The 18,239-nt window shown below is 65.1% G+C and carries 19 protein-coding genes and 1 pseudogene; 15 read left to right on the top strand and 5 right to left on the bottom strand.

Annotated features, from left to right (window positions below; genetic code table 11):
* Positions 1-160: 160 nt before the first annotated feature.
* The 6 genes and pseudogenes from CH291_RS24030 (at position 161) to CH291_RS24005 (ending at position 6,400) form a co-directional block, all read left to right on the top strand.
* A complete protein-coding gene (locus CH291_RS24030) occupies positions 161-517 on the top strand; it encodes a YraN family protein (RefSeq protein WP_094688919.1) in 357 nt (118 codons plus the stop codon).
* Positions 517-2,021: pseudogene (locus tag CH291_RS24025) on the top strand (YifB family Mg chelatase-like AAA ATPase). The gene CH291_RS24030 and the pseudogene CH291_RS24025 overlap by 1 nt, the downstream one beginning before the upstream one ends.
* A complete protein-coding gene (gene dprA, locus CH291_RS24020; protein ID WP_068282569.1) occupies positions 2,018-3,139 on the top strand; it encodes a DNA-processing protein DprA in 1,122 nt (373 codons plus the stop codon). The pseudogene CH291_RS24025 and the gene dprA overlap by 4 nt, the downstream one beginning before the upstream one ends.
* 95 nt (positions 3,140-3,234) lie before the next feature.
* Complete coding sequence (locus CH291_RS24015) at positions 3,235-4,017, top strand: siderophore-interacting protein (protein WP_094669808.1); 783 nt, start codon at positions 3,235-3,237, stop codon at positions 4,015-4,017.
* A 69-nt stretch (positions 4,018-4,086) separates the two neighbouring features.
* On the top strand, positions 4,087-5,013 hold the full coding sequence (locus CH291_RS24010; protein ID WP_094642201.1) for a tyrosine recombinase XerC: 927 nt from the start codon (positions 4,087-4,089) through the stop codon (positions 5,011-5,013).
* Positions 5,014-5,221: 208 nt separating this feature from the next.
* The gene (locus tag CH291_RS24005; RefSeq protein WP_306437692.1) at positions 5,222-6,400 is read left to right on the top strand and encodes a MinD/ParA family ATP-binding protein; all 1,179 of its coding nucleotides are present in this window, start codon (positions 5,222-5,224) and stop codon (positions 6,398-6,400) included.
* 13 nt (positions 6,401-6,413) lie between these two features.
* On the opposite strand, the gene CH291_RS24000 is transcribed toward CH291_RS24005, so the two are convergent.
* A complete protein-coding gene (locus CH291_RS24000) occupies positions 6,414-6,911 on the bottom strand; it encodes a M23 family metallopeptidase (protein ID WP_094688791.1) in 498 nt (165 codons plus the stop codon).
* A 346-nt stretch (positions 6,912-7,257) separates the two neighbouring features.
* Between CH291_RS24000 and rpsB the strand changes: the two genes are divergently transcribed.
* The 6 genes from rpsB (at position 7,258) to CH291_RS23970 (ending at position 12,336) form a co-directional block, all read left to right on the top strand.
* Positions 7,258-8,145 carry a 30S ribosomal protein S2 gene (gene rpsB / locus CH291_RS23995; RefSeq protein WP_068050290.1) on the top strand — a complete coding sequence of 296 codons (888 nt, stop codon included), beginning with the start codon at positions 7,258-7,260 and terminating at the stop codon, positions 8,143-8,145.
* A 160-nt stretch (positions 8,146-8,305) separates the two neighbouring features.
* Positions 8,306-9,130 carry a translation elongation factor Ts gene (gene tsf, locus CH291_RS23990; protein ID WP_068050288.1) on the top strand — a complete coding sequence of 275 codons (825 nt, stop codon included), beginning with the start codon at positions 8,306-8,308 and terminating at the stop codon, positions 9,128-9,130.
* Positions 9,131-9,306: 176 nt separating this feature from the next.
* Positions 9,307-10,035, top strand: a complete 729-nt coding sequence (gene pyrH / locus CH291_RS23985; protein WP_032397808.1) for a UMP kinase — start codon at positions 9,307-9,309, stop codon at positions 10,033-10,035.
* A 55-nt stretch (positions 10,036-10,090) separates the two neighbouring features.
* On the top strand, positions 10,091-10,648 hold the full coding sequence (gene frr, locus CH291_RS23980) for a ribosome recycling factor (RefSeq protein ID WP_094642199.1): 558 nt from the start codon (positions 10,091-10,093) through the stop codon (positions 10,646-10,648).
* 36 nt (positions 10,649-10,684) lie between these two features.
* Positions 10,685-11,599, top strand: coding sequence for a phosphatidate cytidylyltransferase (locus CH291_RS23975; protein WP_068050284.1), 915 nt, complete (start codon positions 10,685-10,687; stop codon positions 11,597-11,599).
* Positions 11,572-12,336 carry a class I SAM-dependent methyltransferase gene (locus CH291_RS23970; RefSeq protein WP_094688790.1) on the top strand — a complete coding sequence of 255 codons (765 nt, stop codon included), beginning with the start codon at positions 11,572-11,574 and terminating at the stop codon, positions 12,334-12,336. Before CH291_RS23975 ends, CH291_RS23970 begins: the two co-directional genes overlap by 28 nt.
* A 46-nt stretch (positions 12,337-12,382) precedes the next feature.
* Here the strand turns inward: CH291_RS23970 and CH291_RS23965 are convergent, their stop codons facing one another.
* The gene (locus CH291_RS23965) at positions 12,383-13,225 is read right to left on the bottom strand and encodes an HpcH/HpaI aldolase/citrate lyase family protein (protein WP_094642195.1); all 843 of its coding nucleotides are present in this window, start codon (positions 13,223-13,225) and stop codon (positions 12,383-12,385) included.
* 102 nt (positions 13,226-13,327) lie between these two features.
* Positions 13,328-13,747, bottom strand: a complete 420-nt coding sequence (locus tag CH291_RS23960; protein ID WP_094688917.1) for a LapA family protein — start codon at positions 13,745-13,747, stop codon at positions 13,328-13,330.
* A gap of 159 nt (positions 13,748-13,906) precedes the next feature.
* On the opposite strand from CH291_RS23960, the gene rlmN reads away from it, so the two are divergent.
* Positions 13,907-15,058, top strand: a complete 1,152-nt coding sequence (rlmN, locus tag CH291_RS23955) for a 23S rRNA (adenine(2503)-C(2))-methyltransferase RlmN (RefSeq protein ID WP_094642194.1) — start codon at positions 13,907-13,909, stop codon at positions 15,056-15,058.
* An 8-nt stretch (positions 15,059-15,066) separates the two neighbouring features.
* Here rlmN and CH291_RS23950 read toward each other — a convergent pair whose 3' ends face one another.
* Complete coding sequence (locus CH291_RS23950) at positions 15,067-15,336, bottom strand: DUF2631 domain-containing protein (RefSeq protein ID WP_068050271.1); 270 nt, start codon at positions 15,334-15,336, stop codon at positions 15,067-15,069.
* 216 nt (positions 15,337-15,552) lie between these two features.
* Here CH291_RS23950 and puuE point away from each other — a divergent pair, with 216 nt between their 5' ends.
* A complete protein-coding gene (gene puuE, locus CH291_RS23945) occupies positions 15,553-16,452 on the top strand; it encodes an allantoinase PuuE (protein WP_176460507.1) in 900 nt (299 codons plus the stop codon).
* Between the two features lies 1 nt (position 16,453).
* Here the strand turns inward: puuE and CH291_RS23940 are convergent, their stop codons facing one another.
* Positions 16,454-16,975, bottom strand: a complete 522-nt coding sequence (locus tag CH291_RS23940; protein ID WP_068050280.1) for a DUF1990 family protein — start codon at positions 16,973-16,975, stop codon at positions 16,454-16,456.
* Between CH291_RS23940 and dxr the strand changes: the two genes are divergently transcribed.
* On the top strand, positions 16,974-18,236 hold the full coding sequence (gene dxr / locus CH291_RS23935; protein ID WP_306437466.1) for a 1-deoxy-D-xylulose-5-phosphate reductoisomerase: 1,263 nt from the start codon (positions 16,974-16,976) through the stop codon (positions 18,234-18,236). The genes CH291_RS23940 and dxr overlap by 2 nt on opposite strands.
* Positions 18,237-18,239 lie beyond the last annotated feature (3 nt).

The following is an 18,239-nucleotide window of genomic DNA, read 5'->3' as shown; positions in this document are numbered from 1 at the left end:
ATCGCCGCCGACAATCGGACCGTTCGTCCACAGTCGAGCAGTTGTCCACAGGGCAATTTCCCACCTGCGCTTTCTTCGCTTCTCCTCTTTCGGGTCGTGCCACCGTCGAGACGACCGAATCGGCCGCAATGCACGGTCGGAGAGTGGAGGAATGGCGGACATGGCAACCAACCAGGAACTCGGTGCGCGCGGTGAGGAACTCGCGGTGCGCCATCTCGAGGACATCGGTCTCGAGGTGATCGAGCGGAACTGGCGGCATCGTTCCGGAGAACTCGACATCATTGCGCGCGAGGGCGAGACGGTGGTGTTCGTCGAAGTGAAGACTCGATCGGGAATCGGATACGGAACACCCGCCGAAGCGGTGACGTACACGAAACAGACTCGAATCAGAGGGCTGGCGCTGCGGTGGCTTTCGCTGCAGCAGGGACCGTGGGTGCAGATCAGATTCGACGTGATCGCGATCGTGGTCGGTCGCCACGAGGAACCGGTCATCACGCACGTTCGGGCCGCGTTCTGATGCCACTCGGGAGAGCGCATTCGGTGGCGGTCAACGGGGTCGACGGTGTGCTGGTGGAAATCGAAGCCGATATCGGGCAGGGCCTACCTGGCACACATCTTGTCGGTCTTCCCGATACTGCGCTGAACGAATCGCGTGACCGAGTCAAAGCCGCTGTGAAGAACTCGGGCGGTACCTGGCCGGACAGTCGGGTGATTCTCGCTCTGTCGCCCGCGACGTTGCCCAAGGGCGGATCGGTGTACGACCTCGCACTCGCGTTGTCGGTTCTCGATGCCGCGAAGGCGATTCCGCGTGGATGCCTGTCCGAGACCGTGTTTCTGGGTGAGCTGGCACTCGATGGGAGGCTGCGCGCAGTCCGTGGGGTCCTGCCCGGGGTGCTCGCGGTCAAGAGTGCGGGCTGGCAGCGAGTGGTCGTTCCGCTGCAATGTCTGCCCGAGGCGGGTCTGGTGGACGGAATCGAGGTGCTGGGTGCGGGTTCGCTCGGGGACGTGGTGGCCTGGCTTCGTGGTGAGCAGGCCCTCGAATCACCCGTCCCGACCGAATGGCACGAGGAGATCTATCCGGACCTCAGTGATGTTGCCGGACAGGCCGATGCGCGATGGGCTCTGGAGGTCGCCGCCGCAGGCGCACATCACATCATGTTGACCGGGCCACCGGGCATCGGAAAAACGATGTTGGCGCAACGTCTTCCGGGGATTCTGCCGCCGCTGACCGAATCCGAAGCGCTCGAAGTGACAGCCATCCACTCGGTGGCGGGCCTGTTGACCACGGCGCGGCCGCTCATCACGTCACCGCCGTTCATCGCGCCGCATCATTCGACCTCGGTGAGTGCCTTGGTCGGGGGCGGAACCGGAATGGCCAAACCGGGGGCAGTCAGCCGCGCACATCGCGGAGTCCTGTTTCTGGACGAGTGCGCCGAGATGAGCGTCCGGGTACTCGAGGCGTTGCGTACTCCGTTGGAGGACGGAGAGATTCGTATTGCCCGTCGTGACGGTGTGGCCAGGTATCCGGCCAGGTTTCAGTTGGTTCTCGCAGCCAATCCGTGTCCGTGTGCGCCTGCGCGGCAGGTCGACTGCGTCTGCCCGCCCACAGCGCGACGCAAATATCTCGGCAAGCTGTCCGGGCCATTGCTGGATCGCGTCGATCTGCGAATTCAGATGATGGGTGTCGCGACAGGTGCACTGGTCGACGAGGTGGGGGAGGGTACGAGCGAAATTCGCGCACGCGTGACGGGGGCCAGGGACGCCGCCGCGCAGCGGTGGCGAGAGTTCGGCTGGAGGACCAATGCGGAGGTTCCCGGACCCGCTCTGCGCCAACGATTTCGATTGGCACGCTCGACGCTCGCTCCGGTCGAGCGTGCGTTGCGCAACGGATCGCTGACCGCGCGCGGCGCAGACCGAGCCATTCGGTGGCGTGGACGCTGAACGATCTCGCCGGTGGTTCGGTCCCCGGTGCCGACGAGGTCGGAGCCGCGTTGGATTTCCGTGACAGGGGAGTGGCATGACGCACGACGCGCGTCGACTCGCCTGGGCGTATCTCTCTCGCGTGGCGCAGGGTCCGCATCGGCCGGTGGTCGATCATGCTGCAGCGCACGGTCCCGAAGCGACGGCAGAAGCCGTGCGGGCGGGCAGGTTGGGGGAGCGGCTCGCGGTCCGCGCCCACATCGACACCGCGGCAGCAGATCTCGATCACATCGCTGCGCTCGGTGGTCGGTTGATCACGCCGGACGACGACGAGTGGCCGGCGTGGCGATTTCTCGGATTCGACGGACCGGGTATGACCGCAGGGGTGGATACCTGCCCACCGATTGCGTTGTGGGCACTGGGAACTCGGCCGGTCGCAACGATCACCGAGCGTTCGGTGTCCATCGTCGGGACACGCGCCTCGAGTCCCTACGGTGATCATGTGACGGCGGAGATATCCGCCGATCTGGCGCTCGACGGGTGGACCGTCATTTCGGGAGCCGCTTTCGGTATCGACGCCGCGGCGCACCGGGCGGCTCTCGGAGTCGAGGGTACGACGATGGCGGTACTCGCCTGTGGCGTCGATCGTGCGTATCCAGCGGGCCATTCGCGGTTACTGCGGCAGATCGCTGCCAGTGGCCTGGTTCTCAGTGAATACGCGCCGGGTACGACACCGGCGAAGCATCGTTTCCTCGCTCGCAACAGGCTCGTCGCGGCACTCGGATCGGCTGTGGTGGTCGTCGAGGCCGGGTGGCGCAGCGGTGCTCGCAACACAGCGGCGTGGGCGGCGAAATTGGGTAGGCCCGTGCTCGCGGTCCCTGGGCCGGTCACCTCGCCGACGTCCACGGGCTGCCACCGCATGATCCGGGACGGCGAGGCCGTGCTGGTGTCGAGCTCGCACGATGTGGTCGCCGAGGCGGGTGCACTCGGGTCCCCGGAGGAGCCTCGACCCGACCTCTTTCGGGAGACCGATGCGCTGTCGGACACCGCCCTGCTGATCTACGACGCGTTGCCGGCAACCGGTTCGGTATCGAGTAGAGAGCTGTCCGAGCACTCCGGTGTTCCGCTGAACAAGGTGCGCGCATCCCTGCCGGTACTGGAGATGGACGGTTTCGTCGCCAGCGACGAGACCGGATGGTTCCGCGTCGTGCGTGGGTGAGCGCACCACGATTCGAGAGCCTAACGGTAGGGTGTTAGGTAATGCTTAGTCGACGCATCGGCTGTCGGCGTCGTTCACTCGAAGAGGGGTCAGAAGTGCCACGCAAGAAAACCACCCTGTCCGTCCTGCGCACCGAAGCGCTCACCCCGCACATGCACCGGGTCTACCTGGGTGGGGCCGGTTTCGACGACTTCGATGCGATCGACGAGACCGACGCCTACGTCAAGTTGTTCTTCGGGACCGATGACGAACCGATCATGCGCACGTACACCGTTCGCTCGGTGGATACTCGCGCTCGGGAGATCGCCATCGACTTCGTGGTGCACGGAGACGAGGGAGTCGCCGGGCCGTGGGCCACCCGGGCGAAGCCGGGGGACGAGATGTCGTTCTTCGGCCCGTCGGGTGGGTACGCCCCGCGCCCCGACGCGGACTGGCACCTCTTCGCCGGCGACGAATCGGCGATTCCGGCGATTTCGGCTGCTGTCGAAGCACTCCCGGAGGATGCCGTCGCCAAGGTCTTCATCGAAGTTGCCGACAGGCACGACGAGATCTACATGGAGACGCTCGCTGTCGTCGACGTGACCTGGATTCACCGGGGTGCGTCCTCGAACGAGGTCGGAGACGACCGAGCCGGAGACAACGCACCGCTGATCGCAGCGGTGAAGGAAACGGAATGGCTGCCGGGGCAGGCTCAGGTCTTCGTGCACGGCGAAGCCCAGGCCGTCATGCACAACATTCGGCCCTACATCCGTAAGGAGCGGGGTGTCGGTGCCGAGTGGGCCTCGATCTCGGGCTACTGGCGTCGCGGCCGAACCGAGGAGACGTTCCGAGTGTGGAAGCGCGAACTCGCGCAGGCCGAATCCGGTGTCGACGCCTGATCCCGCGACGACCCACCCCGAACGGCGTGTCCGGTTGTCGCGCGGCCTGCCAGAGCCCAAGCTGACCCGATGACCGATTCGCTGCCGCCTCACCTCGGCATTCACGTCGAGGAGTTCGCCGAGCATCTTCGACTCGGTCGAGAGCGATCCGAGCACACCATTCGGGCCTACGTCTCGGACGCTCGTTCGTTGCTCGCGCACTTCGCGGAGTGCTCGCCGGATGCGACCATCGCCGACCTCGACCTCCGCGCGGTGCGCTCGTGGTTGGCCACGCACTCGGCCGCCGGATCCGCCAGGACCTCGATGGCGAGACGCACCTCGTCGGCGAGGACGTTCGGGAAGTGGCTCGAACGGGTGGGAGCGGTGGCGGTGGCACCGGCGGAACGGTTGGCCGGTCCGGCCGGCCACCGCACGCTGCCCGGTGTTCTTCGCCACAGCCAGGCGGAGCACGCGCTGGCCGCGGCCGAATCGGGTGCCGCCGAGCTCGACCCCATCGCGCTGAGGGACAGGCTCATCGTCGAGTTGCTGTACGCGACCGGGGTGCGCGTGGGGGAGCTGTGCGGACTCGACGTCGACGACGTGGACACCGAGCGTCGCTTGATCCGTGTGCTCGGCAAGGGCAACAAGGAACGCTCGGCACCGTACGGTGCGCCGGCAGCGCATGCGGTCGAGAACTGGCTGGTCAGCGGCAGGCCCGAACTGGCCTCCGATCGATCCGGTGCGGCATTGCTGCTGGGACGGCGAGGTGGACGGCTCGATCAACGGCAGGCCAGAACGGCGGTGCACGAGGTACTCGACACCGTCCCCGGTGGTCCCAGCCTCGGTCCGCACGGCCTGCGCCACACCGCAGCGACACATCTGCTCGAAGGTGGGGCCGATCTGAGAGTGGTGCAGGAGCTGCTCGGCCACGCCTCTTTGGCGACCACCCAGATCTACACACACGTGTCGGTGGAACGGCTGCGTGCCGTGCACGATCAGGCTCATCCCCGGGCATGAGCCGAGCGTCGGCGGCGCAACGTTTGGTAGCGTCGTGGACGACTTACGACACCGAATACGGGGGACCGTGGACCGCGACCGACCGCAAGGTACTTCGGAAACGTGGTCCATGCATGTCCGCGACGGCTCGGCCGCCGACCATCGGAATCCCCCTGGGCGATCGGACAACGCACGCGACAACGGCAGCGGGCCCGTATCGTCGGGCTCGATGTCCACTCCTCGTTCGACGCCTCGGCAACCTCCACCCTGGCAGACGCCCGACTCGGGCGACCGACAGCCGTTGCCGCCGAGGTACAGCCCGCCGGTGCCGCTCGAGCCAGGGCCGCCGGCAGCGCAGCCGGACCGGTACCTGCCGGTACCGCCACACACCGAGGATTCGCGAACGCAGCCGGATCGGTGGTCGCCGCAACCGTGGTCGGGGGCACCCAACGCCTACCGACCCAACAGTCAGGATCTGGGCGCGGATTCGTTGCTCAAGCGTCCCAAGCGAGCGTCGAACTCCGGTTGGCGGCGAGGAGTGCACCGACTCACCGGCGGAGTCATCAACCCCGGCGAATCGACGGCGGAAGAGCGGTACCGAAACCAGGTCGAACGTATTCGGCAGCCGGTGCTCGGCGACTACCGGATCGCGTTTCTGTCGCTCAAGGGTGGCGTCGGCAAGACGACGACCACGCTGGGTCTCGGTTCGACTTTCGCGTCGCTGCGCGGAGATTGCGTCATCGCCGTGGACGCGAACCCCGACTTCGGCACCCTGGGTGAGCGAGTTCCGCGGCAGACGTCGTCGACCGTGCGTGATCTGCTCGCCGCGGCACCACACATTCGTCGTTACTCCGACATCCGCGAGCACACCTCGCAAGCACCGAGTCGACTCGAAGTGTTGGCAGGCGAGCGCGATCCCGCAGCGTCGGAGATGTTCGGCGAGGAGGACTACCGCGCCGTCATCGACATGTTGCAGGTGTACTACAACCTGATCCTGACCGACTGCGGTACCGGGATCATGCACTCGGCGATGAACGGGGTGCTGCAACTGGCGAACGCACTGGTTCTGGTCAGCTCGCCTGCAGTCGACGGCGCGCGCAGTGCTGCGGCGACGCTGGACTGGTTGGAATTGCACGGCTACGGACATCTGGTGGAGCGGACCGTCGTGGTGATCAGTTCGGTTCGCCCGGGTTCGTCGGCGGTGGACATGAACCTGCTGCAACAGCACTTTCTCGAGCGCTGCCGTGCTGTGCTGGTGATTCCGTTCGACGAACACCTGGCCGAGGGTGCCGTGGTCGACCTCGACCTGTTGCGTCCCCAGACTCGAAGCGCGTTCGTCGAGCTCGCCGCGATGGTGGCCGACGATTTTCCTGCGGCGTCCGGCAGGCATTCCGGCACCCAGCGCTGACGGTCATCTGCCGTCATTCGTCGAGGGGTTTCAACCTGATCGGGCTTGCGCGCACCGTCGCCGTGGGATCGAGGTAGTCCCGGCCACGTCTGATGCCCCAGTGAAGGCACGTCGACGAGCAGCCCTCGTGCCCCGATGTCACCGAACCCAGCACGGTCCCTCGCCGAACCCGCGTGCCGACGGCAACCGACGCCGACACCGGTTCGTACGTCGATCTCAGTCCGCCCGGATGATCGACCGATACGACGGGCTTTCCCGCGACCGACCCGGCGTACACCACGATTCCGTCGGCGACGGCGAGAACCGACTGGCCCTCGCGGGCGGCGAGGTCGACACCACGGTGGCCGGGCAGCCAGTTCTGCTCGGGACGGTCGAACGGGGTGACGACCTGCGGTTTCGGCTGCAGCGGCCAGGCGAATGCGCCTGGCTGCGCCGAGGCGACCGGCGTCGAGATCGTTACCGCGGTGACGAGGCACACCGCGAGTGCGCGGAGCGCGAGAGAGATGTTCACCCGTCGACCATGTCGTGGATATGAGCAATCGAACGAACCCGGACGCGATTTGTGGACAAGAAGTTTCTTTGTCCACAGGCATCGGAATCCCTTGACAGTCGGGCCTGGTTATGACGGGGGACGTGGCAGGTCTACACTCGTCACTTGCGGCCTGTGCGTGCACGGGTCGACTTCGCGCGTCCGCGTCATCGCATCGTCTGCCTCGCGCAGAATCACCGATACGAGAACCGGTTGTCGGCGGTCCCGAGATCTTCGTGATGTCGGGTCCGGCAACTTCAGCGGGCGCCAGGGCAGAGGTCACCGACACTCTGCGTCAACCGCACCATCGAAAGAGAGTTCTTCAGCCATGGCTGTAGTAACAATGAAGCAGCTGCTCGACAGCGGCACACACTTCGGACACCAGACCCGTCGCTGGAACCCGAAGATGAAGCGATTCATCTTCACCGACCGCAACGGCATCTACATCATCGACTTGCAGCAGACTCTGACCTTCATCGACAAGGCCTACGAGTTCGTCAAGGAGACCGTCGCCCACAACGGCACGGTTCTGTTCGTCGGCACCAAGAAGCAGGCGCAGGAGTCCATCGCCGCTGAGGCAACCCGCGTGGGCATGCCCTACGTGAACCAGCGCTGGCTCGGTGGCATGCTCACCAACTTCCAGACGGTGCACAAGCGTCTGCTCCGCCTCAAGGAGCTCGAGGCCATGGAGCAGACCGGTGGCTTCGAGGGACGCACCAAGAAGGAAATCCTCATGCTCACGCGTGAGATGACCAAGCTCGACCGCACCCTCGGTGGCATCCGGGACATGTCCAAGGTTCCGTCGGCCATCTGGATCGTCGACACCAACAAGGAGCACCTCGCGGTTGCCGAGGCTCGCAAGCTGAACATCCCGGTCATCGCGATCCTCGACACCAACTGCGATCCCGACGTGGTCGATTACCCGATCCCGGGTAACGACGACGCGATCCGTTCCGCTGCGCTGCTGACCAAGGTCGTCGCATCCGCAGTCGCCGAGGGCGTGCAGGCGCGAGCAGGTCAGAACACTGCATCCGACGCCAAGCCCGAGGTCGGCGCAGGCGAGCCCCTCGCCGAGTGGGAGCTCGAGCAGCTCGCTCAGGCTTCACCGGCAGCAGAGGCTCCCGCAGCGGACGCCCCGGCAGCGGACGCTCCCGCAGCCGATGCCCCGGCAGCAGAAGCACCGGCAGCAGAAGAAGCACCGGCCGCTCAGGCTTGATCGAATTCGGTCCCGGTTCACCCTCAGGGGTGGGCCGGGGCCGCTTCGGTATGTCAGGGTCGAGGTCGGCACGGCTCCGCAACGAGTCCGTCGATCACGCCCTGAGAACAGCATTTTTCGTCAACGCCCGTACCCAGACATTTGAGGAGGCTCGCCCACGATGGCGAACTACACTGCCGCCGACGTCAAGCGGCTCCGTGAGCTCACCGGCTCCGGAATGATGGACTGCAAGAACGCGCTCGCCGAGAACGACGGCGACTACGACAAGGCCGTCGAGTACCTGCGTATCAAGGGTGCCAAGGACGTCGGCAAGCGCGCCGAGCGCAACACCGCCGAAGGCCTCGTCGTCGCCGAGGGTGGAGTGCTCGTCGAGATCAACTCCGAAACCGACTTCGTGGCCAAGAACGACGAGTTCCAGACGTTCGCCGCATCCGTTGCAGCGACGGCTGCAGCAGGCAAGCCTGCCGACGTCGATGCCCTCAAGGCGCTCGACCTCGACGGCAAGACTGTCGAAACGGCTCTGAACGAGCTGTCGGCCAAGATCGGCGAGAAGCTCGAGCTGCGTCGCGTCGTGTCCTACGACGGCAACACCGCGACGTACCTGCACAAGCGCAGCGCGGACCTGCCGCCTGCCGTGGGCGTGCTCGTCGAGTACACCGGTGACGGCGACGCCGCAGGCGATGCCGCGCGCGCAGCTGCGATGCAGATCGCCGCCCTCAAGGCCAAGTACGTCACGCGCGACGAGGTCCCCGAGGACCTGGTGGCCGCCGAGCGTCGCATCGCCGAGGAAACCGCTCGCGAAGAAGGCAAGCCGGAACAGGCACTGCCGAAGATCGTCGAAGGTCGCGTCAACGGATTCTTCAAGGACGTCGTTCTCACCGAACAGAAGTCGGTGCAGGACGGCAACAAGACCGTCAAGGCCATTCTCGACGAGGCCGGCGTCACCATCACCCGCTTCTCGCGCTTCGAGGTCGGTGCCAGCTAGTCTGCGCACCGGTTCGGTCGAGCGATGCCGTTCATTCGATTCCATCGAGTGGGCGGCATCGCTCGTGCGCGGGGCAGGTGGGTGTGCAGGCCGGAGCCCTGTCCACCACCCGGGCCTCGATAGGGCAGGATGATCCGAGAGGAAACCGTAGTGTTCGACGAGTACCGAGGAGAGCTATGACCGATCCGGCCCCTGACCGTCCCGGGTTCCGACGCGTGATGCTCAAACTGGGTGGGGAGATGTTCGGAGGCGGCCAGGTCGGTCTCGATCCGGATGTCGTGAACAACGTTGCCGAACAGATCGCCGAGGTGGTGGCCACCGGGGTCCAGGTCGCAGTGGTGATCGGCGGTGGCAATTTCTTCCGTGGTGCCGAACTGCAGCAGCGCGGCATGGACAGGTCCCGTTCGGACTACATGGGCATGCTCGGAACCGTCATGAATTGTCTTGCGCTGCAGGACTTCCTGGAGAAGCAAGGCGTTGCCACCAGGGTGCAGACCGCGATCACGATGGGTCAGGTCGCAGAGCCGTACCTCCCGCTCCGCGCACGACGTCATCTGGAGAAGGGGCGCGTGGTGATCTTCGGAGCCGGCATGGGTATGCCGTACTTCTCCACCGACACCACGGCTGCGCAGCGCGCGCTGGAAATCGGTGCCGAGGTGTTGTTGATGGCCAAGGCGGTCGACGGCGTGTATTCGGCCGATCCGCGACTGGACCCCGATGCGACGATGTTCGACACCATCACGCACCGCGAGGCCATCGAACAGGGACTCAAGGTTGCCGATGCGACGGCCTTCAGTCTGTGCATGGACAATCAGATGCCGATGCTGGTGTTCAATTTGCTGATTCAGGGAAATATCGCTCGCGCCGTTTCCGGTGAGAAGATCGGCACGCTGGTCACGTCGTGATCGTTGCCGACAGTGACGTGAGCAAATCGAAGACGAAGACGATGGAGGACAGATCGTGATTGACGAAGCTCTCTTCGATGCCGAAGAGAAGATGGAAAAGGCCGTATCGGTTGCACGTGACGATCTGTCCTCGATTCGCACCGGACGTGCCAACCCCGGGATGTTCTCCCGCATCGTCATCGAGTACTACGGTGCTCCGACACCGATCACTCAGCTGGCAAGTATCAGCGTCCCCGAAGCGCGCCTCGTGGTCATCAAGCCGTACGAGTCCAATCAGCTGGGACCGATCGAAACCGCCATTCGCAACTCCGATCTCGGTGTCAATCCCACCAACGACGGCAACCTCATTCGAATCGGAGTTCCGCAGCTCACCGAGGAACGTCGCCGCGAATTCGTCAAGCAGGCCAAGGGCAAGGGCGAGGACGCGAAGGTATCGATTCGCAACGTTCGCCGGAAGACGATGGAAGAGCTCAAGCGCATTCAGAAGGACGGCGAAGCAGGCGAGGACGAGGTCGTCCGCGCCGAGAACGATCTGGACAAGACCACTGCCAAGTACACCGCTTCCGTGGACGAACTCGTCAAGCGTAAAGAGGGCGAGCTGATGGAGGTCTGACCCGACCTCGACAGCTGCTTTTCGCGACGGACGACGATGAATTTCGAGGAGATGACGACAGTGGTGGGACCGGATCGGCAGGAGGGCAGCGGTACGCCCGCTGCCTCGTCCGGGGTCGCCGCAGCGAAGTCGACGGGCAAGGCAGGTCGTAATCTTCCTGCCGCGATCGGAGTCGGCGGGTCGTTGGGAATCGGCCTGATTCTCGTCCTGGTCTTCGTGCCGCTGGTGTGGATCGGCGTGGTGGCCGTCGCGTTGGCCGTCGCTACCTACGAGGTGTCCAAGCGCCTGCGCGAGGGTGGGGTCCTCGTGCCCCGCATCCCCCTGATCCTCGGCGGTCAGGCGATGATCTGGCTCGGCTGGCCGTTCGGGGCAGTCGGTGTGCTCAGCGCGGCGGTGGGCACCGTCCTGGTGTGCATGGTGTGGCTGCTGCTGCGGCAGGGATTCGGCACCGCTCCGAAGAACTACCTCGAAGAACTCTCCGTCACCGTCCTCGTGGCATGTTGGTTGCCGCTGCTGGCCTCGTTCACCGTTTTGATGGTGCTGCAGGACAACGGCGCAGGCCGCATCCTGGTGTTCGTCATCGGCGTCGTGTGCTCGGACATCGGCGGATACATCGCGGGTGTGTTGTTCGGAAAGCATCCGATGGCACCCGCCATCAGCCCGAAGAAGTCATGGGAAGGGCTCGCCGGTTCGCTCATCTTCTGCATCATCGGATGTCTGCTGACGGTGACGCTCATCCTCGAGGCCAACTCGATGATCGGCATCCTTCTCGGCGTGGTTCTGGTGGTGACCGGCACGTTGGGTGATCTGATCGAGTCGCAGGTCAAGCGTGACCTCCGCATCAAGGACATGGGCACCCTGCTGCCCGGCCACGGCGGCATCATGGACAGGCTCGATTCGCTGCTGCCCTCGGCGTTCGTGGCATGGCTCGTCTTCACCGTTCTCCTCTGAGCAGACTGTTCTCGGGCGTACGCAGCGAAGTCACCGGGGTGATTCCCAGCCCGAACATCTGGAACTGGCCTCACCTGTACGAGGCGGAGAACCGTGCTCAGGACGTCGACGGTGCTCTGTTCGACGCGATCCGTTCGGTGGCTGACTGGACGGCCAAGACGGTCGTCGACGTCGGTTGCGGAAGCGGCTTTCATCTTCCGGTGTTCGCGGCCGACGCGGACCGGGTGATAGGCGTCGAGCCGCACGAACCACTCGCTGCTGCGGCGAGACTGCGAGTCGCGAACCTGCCGAATGTCGAGGTGAAGATCGCCCAAGCGGATTCCCTCCCGATCGACGACGGCACCGTGGACATCGTCCATGCGCGCACCGCGTACTTCTTCGGACCGGGCTGCGGGCCGGGAATCGTCGACGCCATGCGCGTGCTCGGGCCGGGAGGGGCGTTGGTCGTCGTGGATCTGGACGCGACCGCGTTGCCGTACGGGGATTGGATGCGGGCCGATCTGCCGCATTACGACCCGGCAACAGTCGAGGCGTTCTTCGAGGCACAGGGTTTCGCACTCACCCGTGTCGACACGAGATGGTCGTTTCCGAATCGACGCATGCTGCGCGATGTGCTGGGAATCGAGTTCGGTCCACGCGTCGCACGTGAGGCCGCGAAGTCGGTGGACGGTGTCTCGTTCGACGTGCGGTATCGAGTCCACGTCCGGTACAAACCGACCGGAATCGAGCTGCATTAGCGAGCCGATGGGCTTTTCGCCGAACGCACCTCGACCCCAGGTGATTTCAGGAGGCGGCGGAAATCCCGAAGATCTCGGCCAGCTCGTTGATCTTGAGCGCCTTCGCCAGGCGGGGCAGGTCGCTTCCGTCCTTGACGTGCGCGCCGTCGGCACCGAGGGCATCGATGACGTCACGGGCCCACGACACATCCGTCGGTGACGGCGCGAGCTCGCGGTTGACGATGGCAGCCTGCTCCGAGTGCATGCACAGCTTGCCCGTCATGCCCATCGACAGGGTCAGAGCTGCGTCGCGTCCGAGGATGCTGTCGTTGGCCGTCAGCGTCGGTCCGTCGATCGGTCCCGGAATGCGCGCTGCGCGTGAGGAGACGACGAGGCGTGAACGGGGGTACGCCATAGCCAGCGGGTCGTCGCTCATACCCGTGTCGCGGCGGAAGTCGCCACTGCCGAAAGCGAGACGGAAGGTCGACTCTGCGCGGGCGATCTCCGTCGCGGCTTCGAGGCCCATCGCGGACTCGACCAGTGCCAGGATCGGAGTGCCTGGTGCCAGGCGAGCAGCTGTGGCCTCGACCTGACCGCCACTCTCGGTCTTCGCGAGCATGACGCCGACCAGTCCGGGCAGACCGGACAACGCGGCGAGGTCATCGGCCCAATACGGCGTCGTTGCATCGTTGATGCGTACCCACGCAGAGTTTCCTTCGCCGAGCCACTGCACGACGGCCTCGCGCGCGGCCGGCTTCTTGGCCGGAGCGACTGCGTCCTCGATGTCGAGGATGACGGCATCGACTCCCGACGCGACGGCGTCGCCGAAGGTCTCGGGCTTGGTGGCCGGCACCAGCAGCCAGGACCGGGCTCGGTCCGGGGCAACGCCGGATGCCACAGGTGTCTCCATGAAAGTTGTCACGTCATGCTCCTCGAGTGAAGTGGGGCACCCCAAGCCTGATCGATTCAGTGAGTCAGCGCCAGCTTCTGTACATAGTGTTCACGAGTGGCGCTACTTCTTCTTGGCCGAACGTCGCACCTGAAGGATTCGAGCGCCGCCCACCATTGCCATCACCAGCGCGCCGGCGATCGCGGCCAGCAACATACTGATGCCGAGGGGCAGATCGAGCTGCCACGCGAAGATCTGGACCGTGACGGAGTCGAGATTCTGCACGATGAACACCAGCAGGATCACCAGGACCACAGCTCCGACCACCAGGCCGGTCCACAGGGCGGCGGTGCGAGTGTGGGCGATATCGGTCGGAGCGGCAGCCTGTCGCTCGGGAACGAACTCGGGATCGGGAGCGGAATGGCCGTCCGAATCCGGAGTAGTGATCGGAGCGAGGTCGCCCGAGGCGCTGGGCTCGCCGGGGTGCGCTGCGCCCGATTTGTCCAGCGATGTCTCGTGATTGTCGTCAGCTCTGGTGGCCATGTCGATGATCCTTCCGCACGTGTTGGCCGAATGCACGTGCATCCGGCCACGACCTCGATACCCATCGGATAACGGACGGAAACAGTCGCGAATAGGACTGCGAGGCGATGGGGTGGACAATGGAGGAATGCAGTGTCACCGAAAGATGTGGGGTGGAGTATGAGCGACTCCGTCGAGGCAACGAACACGTCGACCGAGCAGAAGAGGCCCAATCTCCCCTTGGTCTTCACTGCGCCGCGTCGCGGTATGCCGTCGCGCCACCTCGCCGACCTGGACAAAGAGGGTCTGCGGGATGCGGTGAAGGCGCTCGGTCTACCTGCGTTTCGCGCCGATCAGCTGGCCCGGCACTACTACGGGCGTCTCGAGGCCGACACCACCAAGATGACCGATCTTCCGGCCGAGGCCCGCGAAAAGGTCGGTGCCGATCTCTTCCCCACGCTGCTGACGCCGATCAAGCACCTGGCATGTGATGACGGTGACACTCGCAAGACCCTGTGGAAGGCCAACGACGGAACCTTGCTCGAGAGCGTTCTGATGCGGTACCCGGATCGGGCCACTCTGTGCATCTCCAGTCAGGCCGGCTGCGGAATGGCCTGTCCCTTCTGCGCGACCGGCCAAGCGGGTCTGACGAGGAACCTGTCGACGGCCGAGATCGTCGACCAGGTCCGTTCGGCTGCAGCCGACCTGCGCGACGGCGTGGTCCACGGGGGTGAAGGTCGACTGTCGAACGTGGTCTTCATGGGGATGGGCGAGCCCCTGGCGAACTACAAGAGGGTCGTCTCCGCGGTGCGCAAGATCGTCTCGCCCGCACCCGACGGACTCGGTCTCTCGCAGCGCTCGGTGACGGTGTCGACGGTCGGTCTGGCACCGGCAATCCGCAAGCTGGCCGACGAGGGACTGTCGGTGACGCTTGCGGTGTCGTTGCACACGCCCGACGACGAACTCCGCGACACGCTGGTGCCCGTGAACAACCGTTGGTCGGTGGCAGAGGTGTTGTCGGCGGCAAGGTACTACGCAGACCAGACCGGTCGTCGTGTCTCGATCGAGTACGCAATGATCCGAGACGTCAACGACCAGCCGTGGCGAGCAGACATGCTGGGCAAGAAGCTGCACAAGGCACTCGGCTCACGAGTTCACGTGAACCTGATCCCACTCAATCCGACTCCGGGTAGCGAATGGGACGCCAGCCCGAAGCCGGTGGAGCGAGAGTTCGTCCGACGGGTGATTGCGCAGGGCGTCTCGTGCACCGTCCGAGACACCCGCGGTCAGGAGATCGCCGCAGCGTGCGGTCAGCTGGCAGCCGAGAACTGACTCGGTTGCTAGCGGGGCTTGCGGCGGACGACGATGTCTCGCACCACGAGCCCGACCAGCATCGCTGCGAATCCGATCAACCACAGATCCTCGACCTTGCCGGTGTGGTTGCCGATCATCATGAACAGCAGGAACACGGCTACGACGATGGCGGCCACCCGCATCGCGCGATTCGATTCACCACTCCACCCCCACTCGGCGGACGGCACGTCCGGCACCTCGTTGCGGGTATCGACGACCGGGTCGTACGAAGCGGATTCCAGTTCGGTATTTGCCACCGGTCGGTCCTCTCGGGTGATGAATTCTCGAAGTCGTACTTCACGAGGCGTCGAGCCTGCGCGTTCGGACAATATTGGCATACGACCGCCCGTCGTAGCCATCAGGGTAGTGTGCTCACCCGGCGCGACTGCCGACTTCGGTGAGAGACTGCGGCGGTGACGTCCGAGCGCCTTCCGCATCCACTGACCCAGTTTCCGCTGAGCTACCCCCGAGACATGGTGGGGTACGGCCGCACGCCGCCGCACGCCCAGTGGCCGGGTCAGGCCAACATCGCCGTCCAGTTCGTCCTCAACTACGAGGAGGGTGCGGAGAACAACGTCCTCGACGGTGACACCAAATCCGAGACGTTCCTCTCGGAAATGATCGGGGCACAAGCCTTTCCGAATCGGCACATGAGCATGGAGTCGCTGTACGAGTACGGCTCGAGGGCAGGCGTGTGGCGGGTGCTGCGGGCGTTCGAGAAGCGCGACCTACCCCTGACGGTGTTCGCTGTCGCGAAGGCCATGGAACGAAACCCGGAAGTGGTTGCCGCACTGTCGGAATTGGGTCACGAGATCGCCTGCCACGGTCTGCGGTGGCTTTCCTACCAGCAGATCGACGAGAACGTCGAGCGCGAGCACATGGCCGAGGCCGTGGCCATCCTTCAGGGCCTCACCGGCTCGGCCCCGCTCGGGTGGTACACCGGACGTGACTCTCCGAACACCCGGTCGCTCGTCGTCGAGCACGGCGGCTTCGTGTACGACTCGGATTCCTACGCCGACGATCTTCCCTACTGGGAGAAGGTCTCTCGTGGCTCCGAGATCGTCGATCACCTGGTGGTGCCGTACACCCTCGATACCAACGACATGCGTTTCGCGTCGCCCGGAGGGTTCTCGACCGGAGACGAGTTCTACGCGCATCTACGGGACGCGTTCGACGTGCTGTACGCCGAGGGGGAGAACGGCAGCCCCAAGATGCTCTCGGTCGGACTGCACTGCAGGCTGGTGGGCAGACCGGCTCGTATCGCCGCCCTCGAGCGTTTTCTCGATCACGTTCAGTCTCACGACAAGGTGTGGGTGGCCAAGCGAATCGACATCGCCGAGCACTGGCGCGCAGTGCACCCACCCTCCTCCTGACTCAGCGCGGCGACCGGCACGCCGACGCCAGCGCCGTCAGATAGCGGTCGGTGAACAGGGCCTGCACCCGCTTGCCCACCGGACCGCCGAGCCTGGTGTACCAGCGGCCGGGGTTCGAGAACGCGGTGATGTGCGCGGAGACCGTCCCGTCCTCGGGGGAGTAGTCGACGTAGAAGAGTTCCTCGCCGGACTCGGGATGGCCGTCCAGGGTGCCGTAGGCGAAGCCCTGTCGGTTGGCTTCGTCGATGACGTAGACGACACGGCAGGGGATGCGGACGGGCCCGAGCGTGAGAACGACCACGGCGTCGGGGACGGCGTTGTCGGCGTCGGAATGGACCTTCAGTCCGGTGCCGCGGTGCATGTCCCAGCGCATCAGCGTGTCGGCTGCGGCCACGAAGTCCTCGAGTCCGGATCCGATCACCCGCGATTTCTCGACGTGGTGGTAGCCGGACGGGAGCCTGCCGCTCGTTGCTCCTACGTCGACGTAGTTGAACGATGCCGCGCGATACTTCGAGACGTCCATGCCCTCCAGCGTGCCAGCTACGGCGGCACATAGGGGTTTCTCAGCCTCGGTAGGCAACAATGGACCGGTGCCAGACCATCGTGAGCGAACGACCTCCTCGGATCGTCCCGAGCCGATTCGAGTGTTGCTGTTGGGCAGCACCGGCTCGATCGGAACCCAAGCGCTCGACGTCATCGCCACCGACCCCGACCGTTTCGTCGTCGTCGGTCTTGCTGCGGGCGGTGGAAACATCGAGCTACTTCGCCGTCAGATCGCCGAGACCGGTGCTCGACGCGTGGCCGTGGCCGACCCCGCCGCTGCCGCCGAGCTCGACTTTCCCGGGGTTCTGAGCGGGCCGCGCGCGGTCACCGAGCTCGTCGAGTCCACGCAGGCGGACGTGGTGCTCAACGCACTGGTGGGCTCGCTCGGTCTCGAGCCGACGTTGGCGGCGTTGAAGACCGGAGCGCGGCTGGCGTTGGCGAACAAGGAATCTCTGGTCGCCGGCGGGGAACTGGTGCTCGCTGCCGCCGCACCGGGACAGATAGTTCCGGTGGACTCGGAGCACTCGGCGCTGGCGCAGTGCCTGCGCAGTGGCCACCGAAGCGAGGTGGATCGACTGATCCTGACCGCTTCGGGCGGACCGTTCCGTGGGTGGAGCGAAGCGGAACTGAAGTCGGTGACGCCTGCCCAGGCCGCGGCTCATCCGACCTGGTCGATGGGTCCGATGAACACATTGAACTCGGCAACCTTGGTCAACAAGGGCCTCGAGTTGATCGAAGCGCATCTGCTGTTCGGGGTGCCGTACGACAAGATCGACGTCACCGTGCATCGGCAATCCATCGTCCATTCGATGGTGACGTTCGTGGACGGATCCACCATTGCCCAGGCCAGCCCGCCGGACATGAAGCTTCCGATCGGGTTGGCGCTCGGGTGGCCCGATCGAGTTCCCGATGTTGCGCGTGCACTCGATTTCACTTCAGCGTTCTCCTGGGACTTCGAGCCACTCGACGATCGAGTGTTCCCCGCCGTGCAGCTGGCCCGCGAGGCCGGAATCATGGGCGGGTGCACGACGGCGGTGTACAACGCGTCCAACGAGATCGCGGCCGAGGCGTTCCTCGCCGGGCGCATCGAGTTCCCGCAGATAGTGCAGACGGTGCGCGCCGTCGTCGATGACGGCAGTGGACAATGGTCGACGGTGCCGACCGACGTGGACGACGTCCTCGCGGCGGATTCCTGGGCTCGCGCACATGCGAGTGAGCTCCTGAAACAGAAGGGCCTCTGAGTT

The organism is Rhodococcus sp. 14-1411-2a (assembly GCF_002259485.1).
Lineage (GTDB): Bacteria > Actinomycetota > Actinomycetes > Mycobacteriales > Mycobacteriaceae > Rhodococcoides.
This window is presented reverse-complemented; position numbering and strand designations above follow the sequence as displayed.

What these genes read in the sequence shown, in the direction of transcription:
- tsf (WP_068050288.1), top strand. Translation starts at nt 8,306, where the DNA reads ATGGCGAACTACACTGCCGCCGACGTCAAGCGGCTCCGTGAGCTCACC.
- CH291_RS24030 (WP_094688919.1), top strand. Translation starts at nt 161, where the DNA reads ATGGCAACCAACCAGGAACTCGGTGCGCGCGGTGAGGAACTCGCGGTG.
- CH291_RS23960 (WP_094688917.1), bottom strand. Translation starts at nt 13,747, where the DNA reads ATGGCCACCAGAGCTGACGACAATCACGAGACATCGCTGGACAAATCG.
- pyrH (WP_032397808.1), top strand. Translation starts at nt 9,307, where the DNA reads ATGACCGATCCGGCCCCTGACCGTCCCGGGTTCCGACGCGTGATGCTC.
- CH291_RS23975 (WP_068050284.1), top strand. Translation starts at nt 10,685, where the DNA reads ATGAATTTCGAGGAGATGACGACAGTGGTGGGACCGGATCGGCAGGAG.
- puuE (WP_176460507.1), top strand. Translation starts at nt 15,553, where the DNA reads ATGGTGGGGTACGGCCGCACGCCGCCGCACGCCCAGTGGCCGGGTCAG.
- CH291_RS24010 (WP_094642201.1), top strand. Translation starts at nt 4,087, where the DNA reads ATGACCGATTCGCTGCCGCCTCACCTCGGCATTCACGTCGAGGAGTTC.
- rlmN (WP_094642194.1), top strand. Translation starts at nt 13,907, where the DNA reads ATGAGCGACTCCGTCGAGGCAACGAACACGTCGACCGAGCAGAAGAGG.
- dxr (WP_306437466.1), top strand. Translation starts at nt 16,974, where the DNA reads ATGCCCTCCAGCGTGCCAGCTACGGCGGCACATAGGGGTTTCTCAGCC.
- CH291_RS23965 (WP_094642195.1), bottom strand. Translation starts at nt 13,225, where the DNA reads ATGGAGACACCTGTGGCATCCGGCGTTGCCCCGGACCGAGCCCGGTCC.
- CH291_RS23940 (WP_068050280.1), bottom strand. Translation starts at nt 16,975, where the DNA reads ATGGACGTCTCGAAGTATCGCGCGGCATCGTTCAACTACGTCGACGTA.
- dprA (WP_068282569.1), top strand. Translation starts at nt 2,018, where the DNA reads ATGACGCACGACGCGCGTCGACTCGCCTGGGCGTATCTCTCTCGCGTG.
- rpsB (WP_068050290.1), top strand. Translation starts at nt 7,258, where the DNA reads ATGGCTGTAGTAACAATGAAGCAGCTGCTCGACAGCGGCACACACTTC.
- CH291_RS23970 (WP_094688790.1), top strand. Translation starts at nt 11,572, where the DNA reads ATGGCTCGTCTTCACCGTTCTCCTCTGAGCAGACTGTTCTCGGGCGTA.
- CH291_RS24005 (WP_306437692.1), top strand. Translation starts at nt 5,222, where the DNA reads ATGTCCACTCCTCGTTCGACGCCTCGGCAACCTCCACCCTGGCAGACG.